The sequence below is a fragment of the Burkholderia stagnalis genome (assembly GCF_039848545.1).
Lineage (GTDB): Bacteria > Pseudomonadota > Gammaproteobacteria > Burkholderiales > Burkholderiaceae > Burkholderia > Burkholderia stagnalis.
The window spans coordinates 1,567,501-1,586,835 of the sequence record NZ_CP156685.1 but is presented as its reverse complement, the minus strand read 5'-3'; the positions used below and the strand labels follow the sequence as shown (position 1 = coordinate 1,586,835).

At 65.4% G+C, this 19,335-nt stretch carries 20 protein-coding genes and 1 tRNA gene; 12 read left to right on the top strand and 9 right to left on the bottom strand.

Annotated features, from left to right (window positions below; translation table 11 throughout):
* Positions 1–225 precede the first annotated feature (225 nt).
* The 6 genes from ABFO07_RS07565 to acs form a co-directional block, all read right to left on the bottom strand.
* Positions 226–501, bottom strand: coding sequence for a hypothetical protein (locus tag ABFO07_RS07565; protein ID WP_347468589.1), 276 nt, complete (start codon positions 499–501; stop codon positions 226–228).
* A 606-nt stretch (positions 502–1,107) separates the two neighbouring features.
* Positions 1,108–1,251, bottom strand: a complete 144-nt coding sequence (locus tag ABFO07_RS07560; protein ID WP_196486792.1) for a hypothetical protein — start codon at positions 1,249–1,251, stop codon at positions 1,108–1,110.
* Between the two features lie 132 nt (positions 1,252–1,383).
* Positions 1,384–1,473, bottom strand: a tRNA-Ser gene (locus tag ABFO07_RS07555).
* 60 nt (positions 1,474–1,533) lie between these two features.
* Positions 1,534–3,549: a sodium:solute symporter family protein gene (locus ABFO07_RS07550; RefSeq protein WP_059878828.1), complete on the bottom strand. Its 2,016-nt coding sequence runs from the start codon at positions 3,547–3,549 to the stop codon at positions 1,534–1,536.
* A 3-nt stretch (positions 3,550–3,552) separates the two neighbouring features.
* The gene (locus ABFO07_RS07545) at positions 3,553–3,897 is read right to left on the bottom strand and encodes a DUF4212 domain-containing protein (protein WP_059984406.1); all 345 of its coding nucleotides are present in this window, start codon (positions 3,895–3,897) and stop codon (positions 3,553–3,555) included.
* A 76-nt stretch (positions 3,898–3,973) separates the two neighbouring features.
* Positions 3,974–5,956, bottom strand: a complete 1,983-nt coding sequence (gene acs, locus ABFO07_RS07540; RefSeq protein ID WP_059567666.1) for an acetate--CoA ligase — start codon at positions 5,954–5,956, stop codon at positions 3,974–3,976.
* Between the two features lie 303 nt (positions 5,957–6,259).
* Here acs and ABFO07_RS07535 point away from each other — a divergent pair, with 303 nt between their 5' ends.
* From ABFO07_RS07535 to ABFO07_RS07495, 9 genes are all read left to right on the top strand, one after another.
* A complete protein-coding gene (locus ABFO07_RS07535) occupies positions 6,260–7,159 on the top strand; it encodes a DMT family transporter (RefSeq protein WP_059992949.1) in 900 nt (299 codons plus the stop codon).
* A 117-nt stretch (positions 7,160–7,276) separates the two neighbouring features.
* A complete protein-coding gene (locus ABFO07_RS07530) occupies positions 7,277–7,897 on the top strand; it encodes a TIGR00645 family protein (RefSeq protein WP_059567669.1) in 621 nt (206 codons plus the stop codon).
* A gap of 34 nt (positions 7,898–7,931) precedes the next feature.
* Positions 7,932–9,455, top strand: coding sequence for a fumarate hydratase (locus tag ABFO07_RS07525; protein WP_059567671.1), 1,524 nt, complete (start codon positions 7,932–7,934; stop codon positions 9,453–9,455).
* Positions 9,456–9,615: 160 nt separating this feature from the next.
* Complete coding sequence (gene bfr / locus ABFO07_RS07520) at positions 9,616–10,092, top strand: bacterioferritin (protein ID WP_059567672.1); 477 nt, start codon at positions 9,616–9,618, stop codon at positions 10,090–10,092.
* 51 nt (positions 10,093–10,143) lie between these two features.
* Entirely contained in the window at positions 10,144–11,004 is an 861-nt protein-coding gene (gene murI / locus ABFO07_RS07515) for a glutamate racemase (RefSeq protein WP_347468588.1), read from the top strand.
* Between the two features lie 138 nt (positions 11,005–11,142).
* Entirely contained in the window at positions 11,143–11,379 is a 237-nt protein-coding gene (locus ABFO07_RS07510; protein WP_017331683.1) for a (2Fe-2S)-binding protein, read from the top strand.
* 220 nt (positions 11,380–11,599) lie between these two features.
* Positions 11,600–12,334: an energy transducer TonB gene (locus tag ABFO07_RS07505; protein WP_059567677.1), complete on the top strand. Its 735-nt coding sequence runs from the start codon at positions 11,600–11,602 to the stop codon at positions 12,332–12,334.
* A 35-nt stretch (positions 12,335–12,369) separates the two neighbouring features.
* Positions 12,370–13,101, top strand: coding sequence for a MotA/TolQ/ExbB proton channel family protein (locus ABFO07_RS07500; protein WP_059567679.1), 732 nt, complete (start codon positions 12,370–12,372; stop codon positions 13,099–13,101).
* A 13-nt stretch (positions 13,102–13,114) separates the two neighbouring features.
* Positions 13,115–13,543, top strand: a complete 429-nt coding sequence (locus tag ABFO07_RS07495; RefSeq protein ID WP_059567681.1) for an ExbD/TolR family protein — start codon at positions 13,115–13,117, stop codon at positions 13,541–13,543.
* A 339-nt stretch (positions 13,544–13,882) separates the two neighbouring features.
* On the opposite strand, the gene ABFO07_RS07490 is transcribed toward ABFO07_RS07495, so the two are convergent.
* On the bottom strand, positions 13,883–14,857 hold the full coding sequence (locus ABFO07_RS07490) for a LysR family transcriptional regulator (RefSeq protein WP_059809814.1): 975 nt from the start codon (positions 14,855–14,857) through the stop codon (positions 13,883–13,885).
* Between the two features lie 121 nt (positions 14,858–14,978).
* On the opposite strand from ABFO07_RS07490, the gene ABFO07_RS07485 reads away from it, so the two are divergent.
* The 3 genes from ABFO07_RS07485 (at position 14,979) to hemP (ending at position 16,823) form a co-directional block, all read left to right on the top strand.
* Positions 14,979–15,851, top strand: coding sequence for a pirin family protein (locus tag ABFO07_RS07485; protein WP_347468587.1), 873 nt, complete (start codon positions 14,979–14,981; stop codon positions 15,849–15,851).
* Between the two features lie 101 nt (positions 15,852–15,952).
* Positions 15,953–16,435, top strand: a complete 483-nt coding sequence (locus tag ABFO07_RS07480; protein WP_059567686.1) for an SRPBCC family protein — start codon at positions 15,953–15,955, stop codon at positions 16,433–16,435.
* A 139-nt stretch (positions 16,436–16,574) separates the two neighbouring features.
* Positions 16,575–16,823 carry a hemin uptake protein HemP gene (gene hemP, locus ABFO07_RS07475; RefSeq protein ID WP_059809818.1) on the top strand — a complete coding sequence of 83 codons (249 nt, stop codon included), beginning with the start codon at positions 16,575–16,577 and terminating at the stop codon, positions 16,821–16,823.
* A 261-nt stretch (positions 16,824–17,084) separates the two neighbouring features.
* Here hemP and ABFO07_RS07470 read toward each other — a convergent pair whose 3' ends face one another.
* Positions 17,085–18,482 (bottom strand): 4Fe-4S binding protein, encoded by a 1,398-nt coding sequence (locus ABFO07_RS07470; RefSeq protein WP_059567690.1) that lies wholly within the window; start codon positions 18,480–18,482, stop codon positions 17,085–17,087.
* Entirely contained in the window at positions 18,479–19,321 is an 843-nt protein-coding gene (locus ABFO07_RS07465; RefSeq protein ID WP_059567692.1) for an FTR1 family iron permease, read from the bottom strand. Before ABFO07_RS07465 ends, ABFO07_RS07470 begins: the two co-directional genes overlap by 4 nt.
* Between the last annotated feature and the right edge of the window lie 14 nt (positions 19,322–19,335).

Sequence of the window (19,335 nt, the reverse complement as noted above, 5' to 3'; positions counted from 1 at the left end):
CGTCGGAATGCGTCACATTCGTGTCGGTCGAAGATGATGCTCAGACTTTTGCGCGCCGCCAGCACACAACCGTCACATTGCGCAGGACTAGCGCCCACGCTCGATCAGCTCGGCACACCTGGGGACCTCGCGGATCAGCCCGACAACCCGTCTGGCTCAAACGAGCCAATCGGCCACTTCGCCGCTTTCGAGCGACGCATCTAGATCGGTGAAGAATTCCCAATGTCAAACGACCTCATCGCCGCCGGACAACCAGCTCGCATCGAGCCTCCGCAAGAAATCGCTCCCGCAGGAATCAATTGCCCCGCTCCCAATGCGAACCTCAAGACCATTTGACGAACTTTGAACAACAACATCCGTCAGCAATGCAAAAGAAGGAATCACCCTTGGATTATTAACCGCAATCTCGTATAACGAGCAGTACTTGCTCTCGACACTCTGGTCGTCATATTTCGCGAACAGCCAGCCGGAATCCGCATCGTTCGTCGACTCTCGACTCATGCTGAATTCGAGACCTGACAGAAAGGCCTGCGATGCAAAGCCTGACTGCAAGAGCGACGGAAAGTCTGCCTCGGCACCAATCTGCGCGCAGACCTCTTTCTGTATGAAAATGCCACATCGTTCTATTCAGACTGAAAACCCTCTCGATCGACATCGATTGAAAATCGGGCTGCCAAAGCTCAAGGCCTCCCTGCCGGTTCGCCTTGAACATCAAAATCATACAGCCAACTTGCACTGTCTGTCCCGCGCCAAATCTTGCGCCGCGCCGAACCTCGCTCGCGAGATACTCGAACAGGAAATTCACGTCCATATCCAAATCATCATTGATCGCAACAATTAATTCGGGGTGGCGATATTTTCCACCGAAATCTGACCGATAAATTTTCACGACTCGCCCCATTAACGCATTTGTTTCGTTAATAACGCAACTCTTTGTCGTCTCGCATCCGATGTGCTCTGCCGCGCATACGCCTGATTCAGCGGCTACTCCTTATACGCGGCTCATTCCCCCGGAATTTTGATCCCTTTGGCCGAGCCGAATGTCATCCGAAGCCCTTGCGCATTGATCGGACCAGTCAAATTCAAGTCCAATCTCCCCTGGCAGACCTAGATTTGCCGCAGCAGCGCTGGCAATTCATTGACATCCAAGCGCGCATAATTCTGCTTCTTGTATGAAACGAGGATGTCGCCGAGCAGGATATTGGCAGCGTGGTTACGGGTGGCCAAACCGTTGGCGACGGCGACCACCACCCCACCACCCCGTCATTCCAGATTGCAACGAACTCCCAGAGTCCTATGGACGAAAAAAAACCCGTGACACCTTGCGTGCACGGGCTTCCTGTCATGCTTCCGAACGCCGTCGAACCGGCTCGGAATAAAATCTGGCGGAGAGAGGGGGATTCGAACCCCCGATAGGCTTTCACCTATACACGCTTTCCAGGCGTGCGACTTAAACCACTCATCCATCTCTCCGGAAGAGCGAGAGTATAGCAAACTCTTGCGCCGCCCCGCCACTCCCTCTTCACCCCGCCGTCACGGATGACGAATGTAGTCGACCAGCGCACGCGTGTAGTCGTCCGGCCGGCGGTCGAGCAGGCTGACGACGATCGCCACGGCAAACCCCGCCGGCACGCCGAACACGCCGGAGCTGATCGGTTCGATCCCGAACCACATCGGCCCGGCAAAACCGGTCAGCTGCGCGAAGAACGGATACGTCGACACGATGTAGTACACGCACACCGCGAGCCCCGTCACCATGCCCGCGATCGCGCCGCGCGTCGTCGTGCGCTTCCAGAACACGCCCAGCACGAGCACCGGGAAGAAGCTCGACGCCGCCAGCGAAAACGCCGCGCCCACCAGGAACAGGATCTTTCCCGTGTTCAGCGACGCCACATACGATGCGAACAGCGCGACCCCGAGCAGCAGCACCTTCGAGATCGTCACGCGCCGCTGGCTGGTCGCGTCGGGCGCGACCATGTGGTAGTACACGTCGTGCGACAACGCGTTCGCGATCGTCAGCAGCAGCCCGTCCGCGGTCGACAGCGCGGCCGCGAGCGCGCCCGCGGCGATCAGCCCCGACACCACGTACGGCAGCCCGGCGATCTCGGGCGCGGCCAGCACGACCATGTCCGGCTGCATCTGGATCTCGGACCAGTGCACGATCCCGTCGCGCACCTCGTCGACGACGCTGATCAGATCCGGCTCGAAGTGATGCCACTGCGTGACCCACGCCGGCAGCTCCGCGAACGGCCGCCCGACCAGGTTCGCGAGGATCTCGTACTTGATCATCACCGCGAGCACCGGCACGCTCAGATAGAACAGCGCGATGAAGAACAGCGTCCACCCGACCGAGCGCCGCGCGGACGCGACCGACGTCGTCGTGTTGTAGCGCGTCAGGATATGCGGCAAGCTCGCGGTGCCGAGCGACAGGCACAGCAGCAGCGCGAGGAAATTCCGCTCGCGCGGCTTGCGCTCGTCCTCGCTCGCGGCGGGAAACGGTTCGTGCATCGGCACCGGCGGCTCCGCGCGCGCGAGCAGCTCGTCGCGGGCCTGCGTCCACACCACCCGCGCCGCCGCGGGATCGCGCGGGAAGTCGGCGAGCTCCCGCTCGCGCTGGTTGATCTCGCGCAGCGGCCCGTTGTGGCGCCGCAGCTCGGCGAGCTGCTCGACGAGCTGCCGGCGCGCGTCCGCATAGGAAGCCGGCAACCGGTCGAGCTGCGTCTGGATGTATCCGGCCCGCCGGCGATACGCGTCGCGCACCTGCTGTTCGTCGCGCGCATCGCGCACCTGCGCTTCGAGCGCGGCCACGCGTTCCATCAGCTGTCCGTAATTGAACTGCGGCACCGGCCCGAGCCCGTTCTTCACCGCGATCAGCGACACGGGAATCAGGATCGCGCTGATCAGGATGATGTACTGCGCGACCTGCGTCCACGTGACCGCGCGCATCCCGCCGAGGAACGAGCACACGAGAATGCCCGCGAGCCCGCAGAAGATGCCGATCGCGAAATCGACGCCGATGAAGCGCGTCGCGATCAGCCCGATCCCCTGGATCTGCGCGACCAGGTAGACGAACGAGCACAGGATCGCCGCGCCGGCCGCGAGCGCGCGCACCGCGGTGCTCGAGAAGCGCGTGCCGAGGAAATCGGGAATCGTGTAGCGGGCGAGCTTGCGCACGTACGGCGCCAGCAGGAACGCGACGAGGCAGAAGCCGCCGGTCCAGCCCATCAGGTAGGCGAGCGCATCGTAGCCGGTCGCGTACAGCGACCCGGCGAGGCCGATGAACGACGCGGCCGACAGCCAGTCGGCGGCGGTCGCCATCCCGTTGAACGCGGACGGCACGCGCCGCCCGGCGACGTAATACTCGACGAGGTCGGACGTGCGCGACAGCAGCCCGATCACCGCATAGACGGCGATCGGCACGAACAGGAACACGTAGCCGATCCACACGCCGGAACCGGCCGCGCGCTCGATCCGCCACAGCAGCAGCACGAAGCCGAGGAAGCCGAGTGTATACAGCGCATACGCGCGGATCAGGCGACGCGTCAGCATGCGTCAGCGCCCGGTGCGTGCGGCGGCGGCTTGCGCCGCGTAGTCGTCGTATGCGCGGCGCAGGATGCGGTCCGCGCGCTGCATCAGCCCGATGTAGACGACGATCAGCACGAGGTAGACGAGGATCGCGCCTTGCGCGCCGACATAGAACGGCAGGCTGAATCCGGCAAAGCGCACGCCCGCGAGCGCGGGCGCGAAGAACGGCACGACGAACGACACCGAGAAGCCGGTCGCCATCAGCACGGCGATCAGCACGACGTTGAAGCGCCAGTAGCGCGCATGCGCGCGCGCGAGCGGCGCGGGCACGGGCGGCGGCGCAGCAGGTGCGGGACGGGACGGAGCGGTCATGCGCAGGTGTGGCAGCGAAGCCCCTGCGCGGGCAATCGGGATTGCCGCGCAGGGGTGCATGCCGCGACGCGCGAACTCAGCGCGCTTCGGCGAGCTGGTCGAGGATCGCCGGGTTCTCGAGCGTGGACGTGTCCTGCGTGATCGCCTCGCCCTTCGCGAGCGAACGCAGCAGGCGTCGCATGATCTTCCCGGAACGCGTCTTCGGCAGGTTGTCGCCGAAGCGGATGTCCTTCGGCTTCGCGATCGGCCCGATCTGCTTGCCGACCCAGTCGCGCAGTTCCTTCGCGAGCTTCGCGGCCTCTTCGCCTTCCGGGCGCGCACGCTTGAGCACGACGAACGCCACGACGGCCTCGCCGGTCGTCTCGTCCGGCCGGCCGACCACGGCCGCCTCGGCCACGAGCTCGTGCGCGACCAGCGCCGACTCGATCTCCATCGTGCCGAGCCGGTGGCCCGACACGTTCAGCACGTCGTCGATCCGGCCCATGATCGTGAAGTAGCCGGTCTCCTTGTCGCGCACGGTGCCGTCGCCGGCGAGGTACAGCCGGCCGCCGAGTTCGTCGGGGTAGTAGCTCTTCTTGAAGCGCTCCGGGTCGCCCCAGATCGTGCGGATCATCGACGGCCACGGACGCTTGACGACCAGGATCCCGCCCTGCCCGTCCGGCACGTCCTGGCCGGTCTCGTCGACGACGGCCGCCATGATGCCCGGCAGCGGCAGCGTGCACGAACCGGGCACGGTCGGCGTCGCGCCCGGCAGCGGCGAGATCATGTGGCCGCCGGTTTCGGTCTGCCACCACGTATCGACGATCGGGCAGCGCTCCTGGCCGACGTGCTTGTGGTACCACATCCACGCTTCGGGGTTGATCGGCTCGCCGACGGTGCCGATGATGCGCAGGCTCGACAGGTCGTAGCTCTTCGGATGGACCTTGTCGTCGGCCTCGGCCGCCTTGATCAGCGAGCGGATCGCGGTCGGCGCGGTATAGAACACGCTGACCTTGTGATCCGCGATCATCTTCCAGAAGCGCCCGGCGTCCGGATAGGTCGGCACGCCTTCGAACACGATCTGCGTCGCGCCGCACGCGAGCGGGCCGTACGTGATGTACGTGTGGCCGGTGATCCAGCCGATGTCCGCGGTACACCAGAACACGTCTTCCGGCTTCCAGTCGAACGCCCACTTCATCGTCTGCGCGGCCCACAGCAGATAGCCGCCGGTGCTGTGCTGCACGCCCTTCGGCTTGCCGGTCGAGCCCGACGTATACAGGATGAACAGCGGATGCTCGGCGCCGACCCATTCCGGCGCGCAGGTATCGGCTTCACCCGCCGTCAGTTCGTGCATCCACAGGTCGCGATCCGCGTGCCAGTCGATCTTGCCGCCGGTGCGGCGATAGACGATCACGCTCTTCACGGCGTCGCACCCGCCCATCGCGAGCGCCTCGTCGGCGATGCTCTTGAGCGGCAGCGTCTTGCCGCCGCGCAATTGCTCGTCGGCGGTGACGAGCGCGCTCGCGCCGACGTCGACGAGCCGTTCGTTCAGCGACTTCGCCGAGAAACCGCCGAACACCACCGAGTGCGTCGCGCCGATGCGCGCGCAGGCCTGCATCGCGACGATCGCCTCGACCGACATCGGCATGTAGATCACGACGCGATCGCCCTTGGCGATGCCGCGCTTCTTCAGCGCGTTCGCGAAGCGCGCGACGCGCGCGAGCAAGTCGGCGTAGGTGACGCGGGTGACGGTGCCGTCGTCCGCTTCGAAGATCACCGCGACGCGCTCGCCGTTGCCGGCGGCGACGTGGCGATCGAGGCAGTTGTAGGACGCGTTGAGCTCGCCGTCTTCGAACCACTTGTAGAACGGCGCATCGGACTCGTCGAGCACCTTCGTGAACGGCTTGTGCCACGCGAGCGTCTCGCGGGCATGGCGCCCCCAGAATCCTTCGTAATCACGCTCGGCCTCGTCGGCAAGCGCACGATAGGCTTGCATGCCGGAAATGGCCGCCGCCTTCACGAGCGCCTCGGGCGGCGCAAACTGGCGGCTTTCGTGAAGAACCGATTCAATCGCAGACATCGACTACCCCTTGGTGAACATGAATCCTCTGATTGCCGGCGCGTGTCGTGCACGCCGCGTCTTGGCCGGCGCATGCGCGCCGCTGTCTCCTACCACCCGCACACACCCACCGGGGGCCGCATGCGATGTTGCACCGCACCACGCCGCACGACGGCGGCGGCATGATCCGACAGCTTCCACGATAAGCGCCTGAACTTACCCGTCACTTACGCGGCGCCGCCGGCGGCACACCGGGCGGCTCGCTTTGCGCTGTTTCGACCGCGACCCTACAATCCTAACTGACTTCGCCTTCCGGATTCCAGCTTGAATCGCTACGCACTTTTCCTCATCGCGTCGATGCTGCTCGTCGGCAGCAACGTCGGCATCGGCAAATCGATCGTCGCGTTCGTCCCCGTCGCCATTCTCGCCACGCTGCGCTTCGTGATCGCGATCGCCGTGCTGTGGCCGCTGTTCCGTCCGGTCAAGATGCGCGCGGTCAAGCGCGCCGAATGGCTGAACCTGTTCCTGCAGGCATTCTTCGGCACCTTCATGTTTACGCTGCTGATGCTGAACGGCGTGCAGCGCACGAGCGCGGTCGCGGCCGGCGTCATCACGAGCACGATCCCCGCCGTCGTCGCGCTGTTCGCGTGGCTGTTCCTGCGCGAAAAACCGAACGGCCGTGCGCTCGTGTCGATCGCGCTCGCGATCGTCGGCGTCGTGACGATCAACGTCGCGAACGGCAGCGCGATGGCCGCGGACGCATCGGCCGGTTCGCTGACGGGCAACCTGCTGATACTCGGCGCGGTGTGCTGCGAATCGATCTACGTGATCCTGTCGCGCCGCCTCACGCAGACGCTCGCGCCGATCGACATCTGCGCGTACACGCACCTGTTCGGCCTGCTGCTGATGCTGCCGCTCGGCGCCGGCGCGATGTGGCATTTCGATTACGCGAGCGTGCCGTCGAACATCTGGGCGCTCGTCGTCTGGTATGGCCTGTCGGCCAGCATCTTCTCGTTCTGGATGTGGATGAAGGGCATCCGGCACGTGCCGGGCAGCCTCGCCGGCGTGTTCAGCGCGGTACTGCCGGTCGCCGCGGCCGTCTACGGGATCGCGTTCCTCGGCGAGCGCCCGACGCTCGCGCACGGCGTCGCGCTCGCGTGCGTCGTCACGGGCATCGTGCTTGCGAGCCTGCGCGTGAAGCACACGCCGCCCGTCGCGCCCTGATCCGTCCCCGGCGCCCCGTCCGGCCGCGGGGCGCATCGCTGCAGCCATGCGGGCCGACGCGCTACAATAGCGCGCTTTTCCAAGATTACTGCCCCCGATACCCGCGCCCGTTCCACCATGTCAGCCTCGCCGACCGACCCGCATTCGTCTGGCCGTCGCGCCGCCCGCCCGTTGCGCCCGCTGCCCGCCCTGATCTTCATGAGCCGCTGGCTCCAGGTGCCGCTGTATCTCGGCCTGATCGTCGCGCAAGGCGTCTACGCGTTCCTGTTCCTGCACGAGGTCTGGCACCTGCTGTCGCACGCGGCCAGCCTCGACGAGATCGGCGTGATGCTCGCGGTGCTCGGCCTGATCGACGTGGTGATGATCTCGAACCTGCTGATCATGGTGATCATCGGCGGCTACGAGACATTCGTGTCGCGGCTCGGCATCGAGGGCCACCCGGACGAGCCCGAATGGCTCGACCACGTCAACGCGGGCGTGCTGAAGGTCAAGCTGTCGATGGCGCTGATCAGCATTTCGTCGATCCACCTGCTGAAGACCTTCATCAACCCCGACCAGCACAGCACGCACGCGATCATGTGGCAGGTGCTGATCCACGTGTCGTTCCTCGTGTCGGCGCTCGTGATGGCGTGGGTCGACCGCCTGACGACCCACACGCACCCGGCCCATTTCCACGAGACGCATGCGCCCGCGCCGGCCGCGTCCCGCAAATCGGTCGAACCCGCCGTCAACGCATAACCGTATTCCCCACAGTCCCCACAGAGTCTCAGCCATGACCGTCATCAAACAGGAAGACCTGATCCAGAGCATCGCGGATTCGCTGCAGTACATCAGCTACTACCACCCGCTCGACTACATCCAGGCCCTCGGCCGCGCGTACGAGCTGGAAGAGAGCCCGGCCGCGAAGGACGCGATCGCACAGATCCTCACGAACAGCCGCATGTGCGCGGAAGGTAAGCGCCCGATCTGCCAGGACACGGGGATCGTCACGGTGTTCGTGAAGGTCGGCATGGACGTGCGCTGGGACGGCGCGACGATGGGCCTCACCGACATGATCAACGAAGGCGTGCGCCGCGGCTACACGCATCCGGACAACGTGCTGCGCGCGTCGATCGTGAACCCGCCCGAAGGCGGCCGCAAGAACACGAAGGACAACACGCCGGCGGTGATCCACTACGAGATCGTGCCGGGCGACAAGGTCGACGTGCAGGTCGCGGCGAAGGGCGGCGGCTCGGAGAACAAGTCGAAGTTCGTGATGCTGAACCCGTCGGATTCGATCGTCGACTGGGTGCTGAAGACCGTGCCGACGATGGGTGCGGGCTGGTGCCCGCCGGGCATGCTCGGCATCGGCATCGGCGGCACCGCCGAGAAGGCGATGGTGATGGCGAAGGAATCGCTGATGGAGCCGATCGACATCCAGGAGATCATCGCGCGCGGCCCGAAGGACTGGGTCGAGGAACTGCGCGTCGAGCTGCACGAGAAGGTCAACGCGCTGGGCATCGGCGCACAGGGCCTCGGCGGCCTCGCGACCGTGCTCGACGTGAAGATCATGGCCGCGCCGACGCATGCGGCATCGAAGCCGGTCGCGATGATCCCGAACTGCGCGGCCACCCGCCACGCGCACTTCGTGCTCGACGGCTCGGGCCCGGCGAAGCTCGAGGCGCCGTCGCTCGACGCATGGCCGAAGGTCAACTGGGAGCCGAACACGGAAACCAGCAAGCGCGTCGACCTGAACACGCTGACGCCGGAAGAAGTCGCAAGCTGGACGCCGGGCCAGACGCTGCTGCTGTCGGGCAAGATGCTCACGGGCCGCGACGCCGCGCACAAGCGCATCGCCGACATGCTCGCGAAGGGCGAGAAGCTGCCGGTCGACTTCACGAACCGCGTGATCTACTACGTCGGCCCGGTCGACCCGGTGCGTGACGAAGTCGTCGGCCCGGCCGGCCCGACGACGGCCACCCGCATGGACAAGTTCACCGAGACGATGCTCGCGCAAACGGGCCTCATCTCGATGGTCGGCAAGGCCGAGCGCGGCCCCGTCGCGATCGAGGCGATCAAGAAGCACAAGGCGGCCTACCTGATGGCGGTCGGCGGCGCGGCGTACCTCGTGTCGAAGGCGATCCGCGGCGCGAAGGTGCTGGCGTTCGAAGACCTCGGCATGGAAGCGATCTACGAGTTCGACGTGCAGGACATGCCGGTAACGGTTGCTGTCGATTCGTCGGGCACGTCGGTTCACCAGACCGGTCCGAAGGAGTGGCAGGCGAAGATCGGCAAGATCCCGGTCGCCGCAGCGTAAGCGCGAGTGCTCGAAAGGCCGGACACCTGTCCGGCCTTTTTGCTTCTCATTCTCATCCCGCTGCGTTGGCCGTTCGGACGAGCGCGGGAAACTTGGCATTTCGCTTTCGAGCGATTATCGTTCGGGATCTGAAGCCCCACCATCAAGAAGGAAACAAGCCATGCAAGGCGACAAGAAAGTCATCGAATACCTGAACGCCCAGTTGAAGAACGAGCTGACGGCGATCAACCAGTACTTCCTGCATGCGCGCATGTACAAGCACTGGGGCCTCGAGAAGCTCGGCAAGCACGAATACGACGAGTCGATCGGCGAGATGAAGCATGCGGACTGGCTCATCGAGCGCGTGTTCATGCTCGACGGCCTGCCGAACCTGCAGGATCTGCACAAGCTGCTCGTTGGCGAGGAGACCGAAGAGATCCTGAAGTGCGACCTGAAGCTCGAGCAGATCTCCCAGGCGACCTGCAAGGAAGCGATCGCGTATTGCGAGTCGGTTCGCGACTACGTGTCGCGCGAGATCTTCGAGAAGATCCTCGACGACACCGAAGAACACATCGACTGGCTGGAAACGCAGATCGACCTGATCGGCAAGGTCGGCATCCAGAACTACCACCAGACGATGATGGGCTCGCCCGAGTAAGCCTGGGTCGATCCGCTCCCGCCCTTCCCCGCTATCGCACGCCGCCCGATCATGTCGACGCCTTCCGTTATCTCCACGACGGCCGTTGCGGCCGCACCCATCGGCATCTTCGATTCCGGGCTGGGCGGACTGTCGGTGCTGCGCGCCGTGCGCGCGCAGTTGCCCGACGAATCATTCGTCTACGTCGCCGATTCGCACCATGCGCCGTATGGCCCGCGCGACGAGGCGTTCATTACCGAGCGCACGCTGGCAATTGGCGAATGGCTCGCGCGCGAGGGCGCGAAAGCGCTCGTCGTCGCATGCAACACCGCCACGGCGCGCGCGATCGCGGCCATCCGCGAACGCCTGCCGATGCCGCTCGTCGGCGTCGAGCCGGGCATCAAGCCGGCTGTTGCCGTGTCCGCGAGCGGCATCGCGGGCGTCCTCGCCACGCAATCGACGCTGAACAGCCCGCGCTTCCAGGCGCTGCTCGATCGCTATGGCGCCGGCCGCCGCTTCATCTGCCAACCGGGCCACGGGCTCGTCGAGGCGATCGAACGCGGCGACACGAATTCGCCCGCGCTGCGCGCGCTGCTCGACAGCTACCTGCAGCCGATGCTCGATGACGGCGCCGATACGCTGGTGCTCGGCTGCACGCACTACCCGTTCTTCATCGAAACGATTCGTGACCTTGTTGGCGACCGCCTGACGATCGTCGACACGAGCGACGCCATCGCCCGCCAGCTCGCCCGGGTGCTCGACGAACGCGGCCTGCGCGCGCCGGCCGGCACGCGTGCCGCGCCGCCGCGCTTCTGCTCGACGAGCGACGGCCACCAGCTGCGCGCGCTCGCGGCGACCCTGCTCGGTCTCGATGTGCCGGTCGAATCCGTCACCATTTCCTCGCCGAACGCGCACGCACGCGCGGCCGCCTGACACCGGCCGCCAGCCGCCCAGCCGCGCAGTAACCCCTCTAAGGGTCTGGTTTTGTTACAAAAAAGCCGGAATCAGGCTTGTCAACGTCCGCGAATTTAATGATAATAATTCGCATTAACGTTAGCTATCGCACTCATCATGATCGTCTGCGTGTGCAAGTCTGTTTCCGATCGCACGATTCGCGCGTCCCTCGCGGAAGGCGTGGATACGTTCGATGAACTCCAGTTCGAACTCGGCGTGGCCACCTGCTGCGGCAAGTGCGAGGAGTCCGTGCGCGACCTCATGGCGGAGCAAGGCGTCTGCGCGAGCCGGTGCGGCGTCGAGCACCACGCGCATCCGGTTCCCGTGTCGTTCTACGAGCGCAAGGCGGCCTGACCGGCGTCGAGTGTGCGTGCGGCCCAGGCCGCATTTTTTGTTTTTCGCCCGTCAGCAAGCCCAGCATCAGCGCGAGCCAACGGCTTACCTGCCCAGGAGCCTGTCATGGAATTGCTGATCGGATTCGTTACCACCGTGTGCATCTCGTTGTTGATCTTCCGCAAGTGATGGCACGTCACCCCGCTGCCCTCCGCGGGCAGCGCCGTTCTTTCTAGCTAACATGCAGGCTTCGCATTCCGCTCCAGCCGGCGCCTGGCCGGCTGCCCCCCGTATGAATCCCCGAGTCATCGCTGCCGCGGTCGGCGTGGTCGCCGTGCACGCGGTCCTGCTGACGGCGGCCTGGCTCCATCGCAACGCGCTGCCCGAGAAATCCGTCGAGGTCCAGTCGATCACCGCGCAGCTGATCACGCCCGCGCCGATCGCGCAGCAGGTCGCCGCCGAGTCGATCCCGCAGCCGGCCCCGCCGAAGCCCACGCCGCGCGTGAAGCCGAAGGTCGAGCCGAAGCCGGTGCAGAAGGTGTCGAAACCCACGCCGCAGCCGGTCGCGCCTTCGCCGGTGCCGTCGCCGACGCCCGCCCCCGCGGCCGAGCCGACGCCAACGGCAGCCGCCGCGCCGGCTGCAGCCGCGCCGTCGGCCGCGGCCGGGCCCGCGCGCGAGACGATGGAAGTCAGCGCGCCGAAGAATGTCCCGACACTGCAATGCGCGTTCGTGAAACCCGACTATCCGTCGATGTCGCGCCGCCGCGGCGAATCGGGCACCGCCTACGTGCATTTCGTCGTCGGCGTGACGGGCAAGATCGAAAGCATCGACCTGCAGAAGAGCAGCGGCTATCCGCGCCTCGACGAGGCTGCGCTTGCCGCGATGCGCGCCACGACGTGCCGTCCTTACATCGAGAACGGGCAGGCGATCCGCGCCGCCCGTACCCAGCCCTACAACTTCGGGCTCACCGACTAACACTGCCTCATCCGGAATATCCAAAAGGAAGAAAAATGCAAAGCTACGGTATCGCGCACGTCTGGGCGCAAGGTGATTTCGTCACGCGCGCCATTGCGATCGCGCTCCTCGTGATGTCGATCCTGTCGTGGATGGTGATCGTCATCAAGGGCTGGAACGTGATCCGCCTGAACCGTCTCACTAAGAACGCGGAACAGGCGTTCTGGCATTCGGACGATTTCGACGACGGCATCAAGAAGCTCGGCCTCGCGGCATCGACGCCGGCCGACAACCCGTTCCTCGCGCTCGCGCTCTCCGGCAAGGAAGCCGCCGACCATCATCATCAGACGCAACCGCACCTGCACGACCGGATGGACGTGTCCGACTGGGTCACGCGCTGCCTGAAGGACACGATGGACGAAGGCATCTCGCGCATGCAGAGCGGCCTCGCGATCCTCGCGTCGATCGGCAGCACCGCGCCGTTCGTCGGCCTGTTCGGCACGGTCTGGGGCATCTACCACGCGCTGCTCGTGATCGGCGCAACCGGCCAGACGTCGATCGACCAGGTCGCGGGCCCGGTCGGCGAATCGCTGATCATGACGGCCTTCGGCCTGTTCGTCGCGATTCCCGCGGTGCTCGGCTACAACGCGCTCACGCGTGCGAACAAGGGCGTCGTCAGCAAGCTGCGCCGCTTCGCGCACGGCCTGCACGCCTACTTCGTGACGGGCGCGCGCCTCGCATCGTCGTCGACCCGCGACGGCCTGCGTCTCGCGGCCCGCGCTAGCTGAAGCGGGGTGAACGATGGCAATGAACACCGGTTTCAGCGACGATGACGACGATGGCGTGATGAGCGAGATCAACATGACGCCGCTCGTCGACGTCATGCTCGTACTCCTGATTATTTTCCTGGTGACGATCCCGGCGATGCAGCATGCGGTGAAGATCGACCTGCCGCACGCAAGCAGCCAGCCGGTCGAAGACAAGCCGCAAACAGTCGATGTCGCGATCCAGGGCGACGGCTCGATCCTGTGGGACGATCACGCGGTCACGCGCGAACAGCTGCAGGCACGCATCGCCGAGGCCGCGCAACGCAAGCCGCAACCCGAGTTGCACCTGCGCGCGGACCGCAAGGTGGCGTACGAGCGGGTTGCCGAAGTGATGTCGGATGCGCAGGCCGGCGGCCTGACGAAGCTCGGCTTCGTGACTGAGCCGAAGGCGAAAGCGAAGTAACGCGCGCCAGAACGCACACAAAGTAAAAGGCCTTCATCGCCAGATGAAGGCCTTTTTTCATGCGCACGCGGGCGCCTTCGGGCGGCGGGCTCTTCGGCGGTATCGGTTGCGCCTCGAGCAACGCAAATGCGGCTACCGTGGTCTGCACGGACTGCGCTTTCTGCCCTATCTGGCTCGCAACATATGCGGCCACCGTACTCCGCTCAGAACATCCTTCGCGAAATGGGATTCCAATATAGGCCCGCCCGCCCGCGCATTCAAGGCTTCCCCGATTGAAACTTGCGATTGCAGGCGACGCTTCAATGACAAAACAAATTTGCAGTACTTGAAGGTCCGTGATCAGTCGGCCGATGCGCCTTCGGCCGCCTCTTTCTTCGCGCGTTCCGGGCAGCCCGGCTGCTGGTATTCGCCATGGTCGAGCTTCTCGACCAGATAGTCGACGAACGCACGCACCGCCGGCGGCATCCCCTGGCGCGACACGAACACCGCATACAGTTGCGGCACCGGCAGCGTCCAGCCCGGCATCACCGGCGACAGCTGCCCGGCGCGCAGCGCGTTGCCGTACATCATCTCCGGCAGCGCGGCGATCCCGAGGCCGTCGAGCACCGCCTCGCGGATCGTCATCAGGTCGGCGGTCACGAGGCGCGGATCGTGTTCGTGCACATGGCGCGTGCCGTCCGGTGCGATCAGGTTGAACACGTGGCGGCCGTCGACGCTCGGCGTGTCGAGCGTCTCGAAATGGGCGAGGTCGTCCGGCACGAGCGGCGGCGCATTCTGGCTCAGCAGGCTCGGCGCGCCGACCAGCATCTGCTCGGTGCGCCACAGCGGCCGCACGACGATGTTCGCGTTTTGCGGCGGCTCGGAGCGCACGCGCAGCGCGACGTCGATCGAGTCCTCGAACAGGTCGATCACACGGTTCGTCACACGAATGTGGACCTTCACTTCCGGGTAGCGGTGCAGGAATTCGGGCAGGATGCGCGACAGCATCGTCTGCGACAGCGTGACCGGCACGCTGACCCGCACGGAGCCGCGCGGCGATGCGCGCAGTTGCTGCACCGCGTTCATCGCGGCCTGCGCTTCGGCCAGCATCGCCTGGCAATGCTGGTAGAACAGTTCCCCCGCCTCGGTCAGCGCGAGCTTGCGGGTCGAGCGCTGCAGCAGCCGCACGCCGAGCGCCGCCTCGAGCTCCGTCAGGCGCCGCGACAGGCGCGATTTCGAGATCCCCAGCACGCGTTCGGCAGCCGAGAAGCCGCCATGCTCGACGACCTGCGAGAAGTACATCAGGTCGTTCAGGTTATGTGCATCGATATTCATGTCATCGTTCCATCTGCAGAACAATCCATTGCGAACTGCAGCGAATTAATCGGTAAATCGCCCAATATAATAGCCGCATGTTTCAAAAATGACGCTATTCCAATTTTTCGAGGGCCCCCGCATGACGATCGCTCGCTCGCTTGACCGCACGTATCCCGCGCTTCGCACGACCGAAGGCGGCGGTTTCGTGGTCCATCGTCCGTTTCCGACCCGACTGCTGATGGACTTCGATCCGTTCCTGCTGCTCGACGAGATGGGCCCGGTCGACTACGGCCCGGGCGAAGCCAAGGGCGCCCCCGATCATCCGCACCGCGGCTTCGAGACCGTGACCTACGTGCTCGACGGGCGCTTTCGGCACCGCGATTCCGCCGGTCATGCAGGCGCGCTGGGCCCCGGCGACGTGCAATGGATGACGGCCGGCGCCGGCGTCGTGCACAGCGAGATGCCGGATCCGGCCTTCGCGCGCACCGGCGGCCGCTCGCACGGCTTCCAGCTATGGGTCAACCTGCCGCGCCGCGACAAGATGATCGCGCCGCGCTACCAGGAGATCACCGCCGATCGCATCCCGACCGCGACGTCGCCGGACGGCCGTGCACGCGTCCGGGTGATCGCCGGCGAGGCATTCGGCGTCAAGGCGGCCATCGAGACGCGCACGCCGATCCTCTACCAGCATTTCACGCTCGAGCCGGGCGCGACGGTCACGCAGCCGGTGCCGGCCGGCTATCGCGTATTCGCGTATCCGATCGCGGGCACCGGCCTCTACGGACCGGACCGGCAGGCGATCGACGCGCGCCACATGGTCATCTATCGGTGCGACGGCGACACAGTCGCGTTCTCCGCCGGCGCGGACCCGCTCGACCTGCTGCTGATTGGCGGCGTGCCGCTCAACGAGCCGGTCGTGCGCTACGGCCCCTTCGTGATGAGCACCGAGGACGAGATCCGGCAGGCCGTGGCCGACTACCAGAGCGGACGCATGGGCCGCATTGCATCCTGACCGTGTCGATTCGGGTGCACGGGTGCCGCGAACGCGCCGGATTTACGTCACAATAAGTTCTTGAACCATGTGGCACCCGCCACCACCAGGAACCCGTCCCCTTGAACTTCGAACACCTGATCCAGATCAACGCCGACGATCCGGCCGTGCCAACCCTGACCCGCGAGCAGCTCTGGGAAGGTCTTGTGCTGCGCGCCGAGCAGCCGCAGCTGTTCGTGATCGGCCTCGACAGCTGCGTCGTCCACGAGCGCACCGACACCACGCTCGAGCGCGAACTGCACTACGGCAGCGCAACCGTGCGCGACCGCGTGACGTTCACGCCGAACCACCAGGTCCGCTACGACATTCACGCGGCGGACGGCGAAATCGGCGGCACGCTGACGATGACGATCGAGGAACGCGACGACCAAGAGCTGTTCCTGCGCTTCGAGTACCGCACGACGCTCGCCGTCAGCAACGACACCGAGGATGCGCGACAGACCCACGAGATCGTCAAGGAAGCGTATCGCACGTCGGATATCGATACCGTGAGGCTGATCCGCGAATACGCGCAAGGCCGCAAGGATCCCGATCCGCTGCACTGACGGCAACGGCGGCCGGCCTCGGCCGCCATTTGATTCAAGCTATCGGTATGTCGATTTCGATCGATAAAGAGTCTTAGTAAATGGGAATGGTTATCATTTAGAATTCATTCCATCGTATCGACATTGACCGATCAACCGAATGACCGACATCACGCGCCAGACCACGCTGACCTTGCGCCGTAGCACCGGCGCCCCAGGCGTCAGCCGCCAGAAAACGGCAGCGGTCACGACGCCGGCGAAGCCCGCCAGCGCAAGCCGCGACTCAGGCACGCGCGTCGTCAGCAGCGATGCGTTGTTGCAGGGCCGTAGCCACGTCAGCATCGCGCACAATGGGGAAACCTATCAGTTGCGCGCCACGCGGCTCGGCAAGTTGATTCTGACGAAGTAGTCCGTTGTACAGGGTATTGTGGGGACCACCTCCCTGAGAGGTGTTGGGCATTAGCCAGCGTAACGGCTTGCACGCGAGATCTAGACCCCTTCGTGCAAACACACTCAAGCAGCCGTTGCAGCAAGCCAAGCCACTTTTTTGGTTCTCGCAGCAAGAAAAAAAGCGACACGTCGAATGACGTGTCGCTTTTTCATTTCATCGATCCGCTCATTCGCGAAGGTTCATCGCGAGAGCCGGAACAGCGTCAGGCCCTCGCCCGCTTCAGAAGCCCCAGAACATCAGCCACCACGCGCTGTCGATGACGGCCAGCCCCGCGACGAACCACGCGAATGCCGCCATGCGACGCGGCCAGCCCGCATAACGGCCGGCCACCTGCCACGCGAGCCAGGCGCTCCATGCATTCGCGCCGATCAGGATCGCAATGCGCACGCCTGCGACCCAGCCGAGCGGTACATGCTCCGCGCGCAACAGCGACACCGTGGTCGCCGACAGGCCGAGAAACACGCCCGCGCCGGCGATCGGGATCAACGACTGCGCGAGATGGTGCAGACGGACGCGATCGAAGCGGCCGAGCATCAGCGTCGCGCCGGCCAGCAGCACGAGCAGCGCCGTGCCGTACACGAGCCCGGTGCCGACGATGTAGCTGACGATCAGCCCGCCGTCGAGCCACGAGAACACGTCGTTGCGGTCCGGATAATGTGTGAGCAGGATCCACGGCGCATTGGTCTCGAGCGGCCACGTGATGTCGCGATCGATCAGCCAGCCCGCGAGCCATTGCTTGATCTGCACGAACCACGGGCTGACGGTCCAGTGGAACGCGCCGATCGCGACGCCGAGCAGGCCGTACAGGATCAGCGCGGTGTCCCACGGGTTCGCCTTCTGCGCGCCGAGCGTCACGACTTCGTCGGACGGCGAGCGCCACGACAGCGAGATCGCGTCGCGATGCCCGCTGCAGCGGCCGCACATATGGCAGTCCGCCGCGCCCTTCATGTTGCGCAACGGCACGAGCGGCGCGCAGTTGATCGGAATCACGCGATGGCCGTGCTCGCCGTTCTTGTACGAACGGCGCCACGCGTCCTCGTCGACCTTGTAGCGCATCGGCGCGAGCCGCGCGAGCAGCCCGAACACCCCATTGACCGGGCACAGGTACTTGCACCACACGCGCTTCTCGCGGCCGTACAGCACGCCGATCACGATCGCGCCGACGGTCGAGCCGCCGAGCACGAACAGCACCGCGAGCGGGTACTGGTACACGCTGACCATCTGCCCGTAGATCGTCGTGATCCCGAACGCGACGAACGGCCAGCCGCCCCACCGTATCCAGCGCGGGATCGCGCCGCCGCGGCCGAACTTGCTCGCGTATTCGGTGAGCGCGCCTTCCGGACACAGCACGCCGCACCAGACGCGGCCGAGCATCACCATCGACAGCAGCACGAACGGCCACCAGATGCCCCAGAACGCGAACTGCGCGATGAGCGTGAGGTTGCTCCACAGATGGGCGGAATCGTCCGGCAGCGGCAGGATCGCCGGCACGAGAATCAGAAACGCATAAACGGCCACGACGCCCCACTGGATGCCGCGAATCAGCCCGCCGTGGCGCTGCATCCATTGGCCGGCCTGGGCGAGCCAGCCCGCTTTTGCGCCGGCGACGGTACTCATGCGGCGCGCCCTGCGGCAACGGCCGGGCGCCGGCTCGCGCGCTTGAGCAGCAGCCAGACCACCGCCCAGTACACCGCGTACGCGATCAGGTTCATCAGCGCCGGATGCGCGCGATAGCCGGTGAGCGTCGCGACGAGCGAACCGAAGGTGCCGGAGTCGTCGAGGATCGCCGACGTATCCCACACCTGCGAGATGCCGAGCGGCAGGATTTCCTTGTCGATCAGCTTGTCGACGCCCGTCTGGAACAGGCCCGCGCCGAGAAACAGCAGCATCACTTCGGTGACGCGGAAGAAATGCCGCCACGAGAAGTACTTGCCGCCGAGCTGCAGCAGATAGAACGTCAGGAACGCGAGGCCGAGGCCGATGATGACGGCGAGCATCTGGCCGCCGTCCACATGGCCCGACTGGCCGAAGCCGAGACCGTACAGGAAAATCACCGTCTCGCTGCCCTCGCGCGCGATCGCGAGCGCGACCAGCACCGCGACGCCCCACCAGTTCGAATCGCGCGTGCTCTGCTGCAGCGACTGTTCCATGTCGCGCTTCAGCGTGCGTCCGTGCTGGCGCATCCACAGCACCATCTGCACGATCAGCACGCACGCGATCAACACCATCGCCGTCTGGAAATAATCCTGCGCGTCGCCGGACAGCACTTCGGTGAACCCGACGAGCGCGGCGCCGAGCCCGACGGCCATCAGCAACCCGGCCGCGACGCCGGTCCACAGATAGGGAATGCCGCGACGGGCGTCGTCGTCGCCGTTCTTCAGCCACGCATAGAGAATGCCGACGACGAGCAGCGCCTCGACGCTCTCCCGCCAGACGATGAACAAGATCTGACCCATTGAACCCTCCTGAC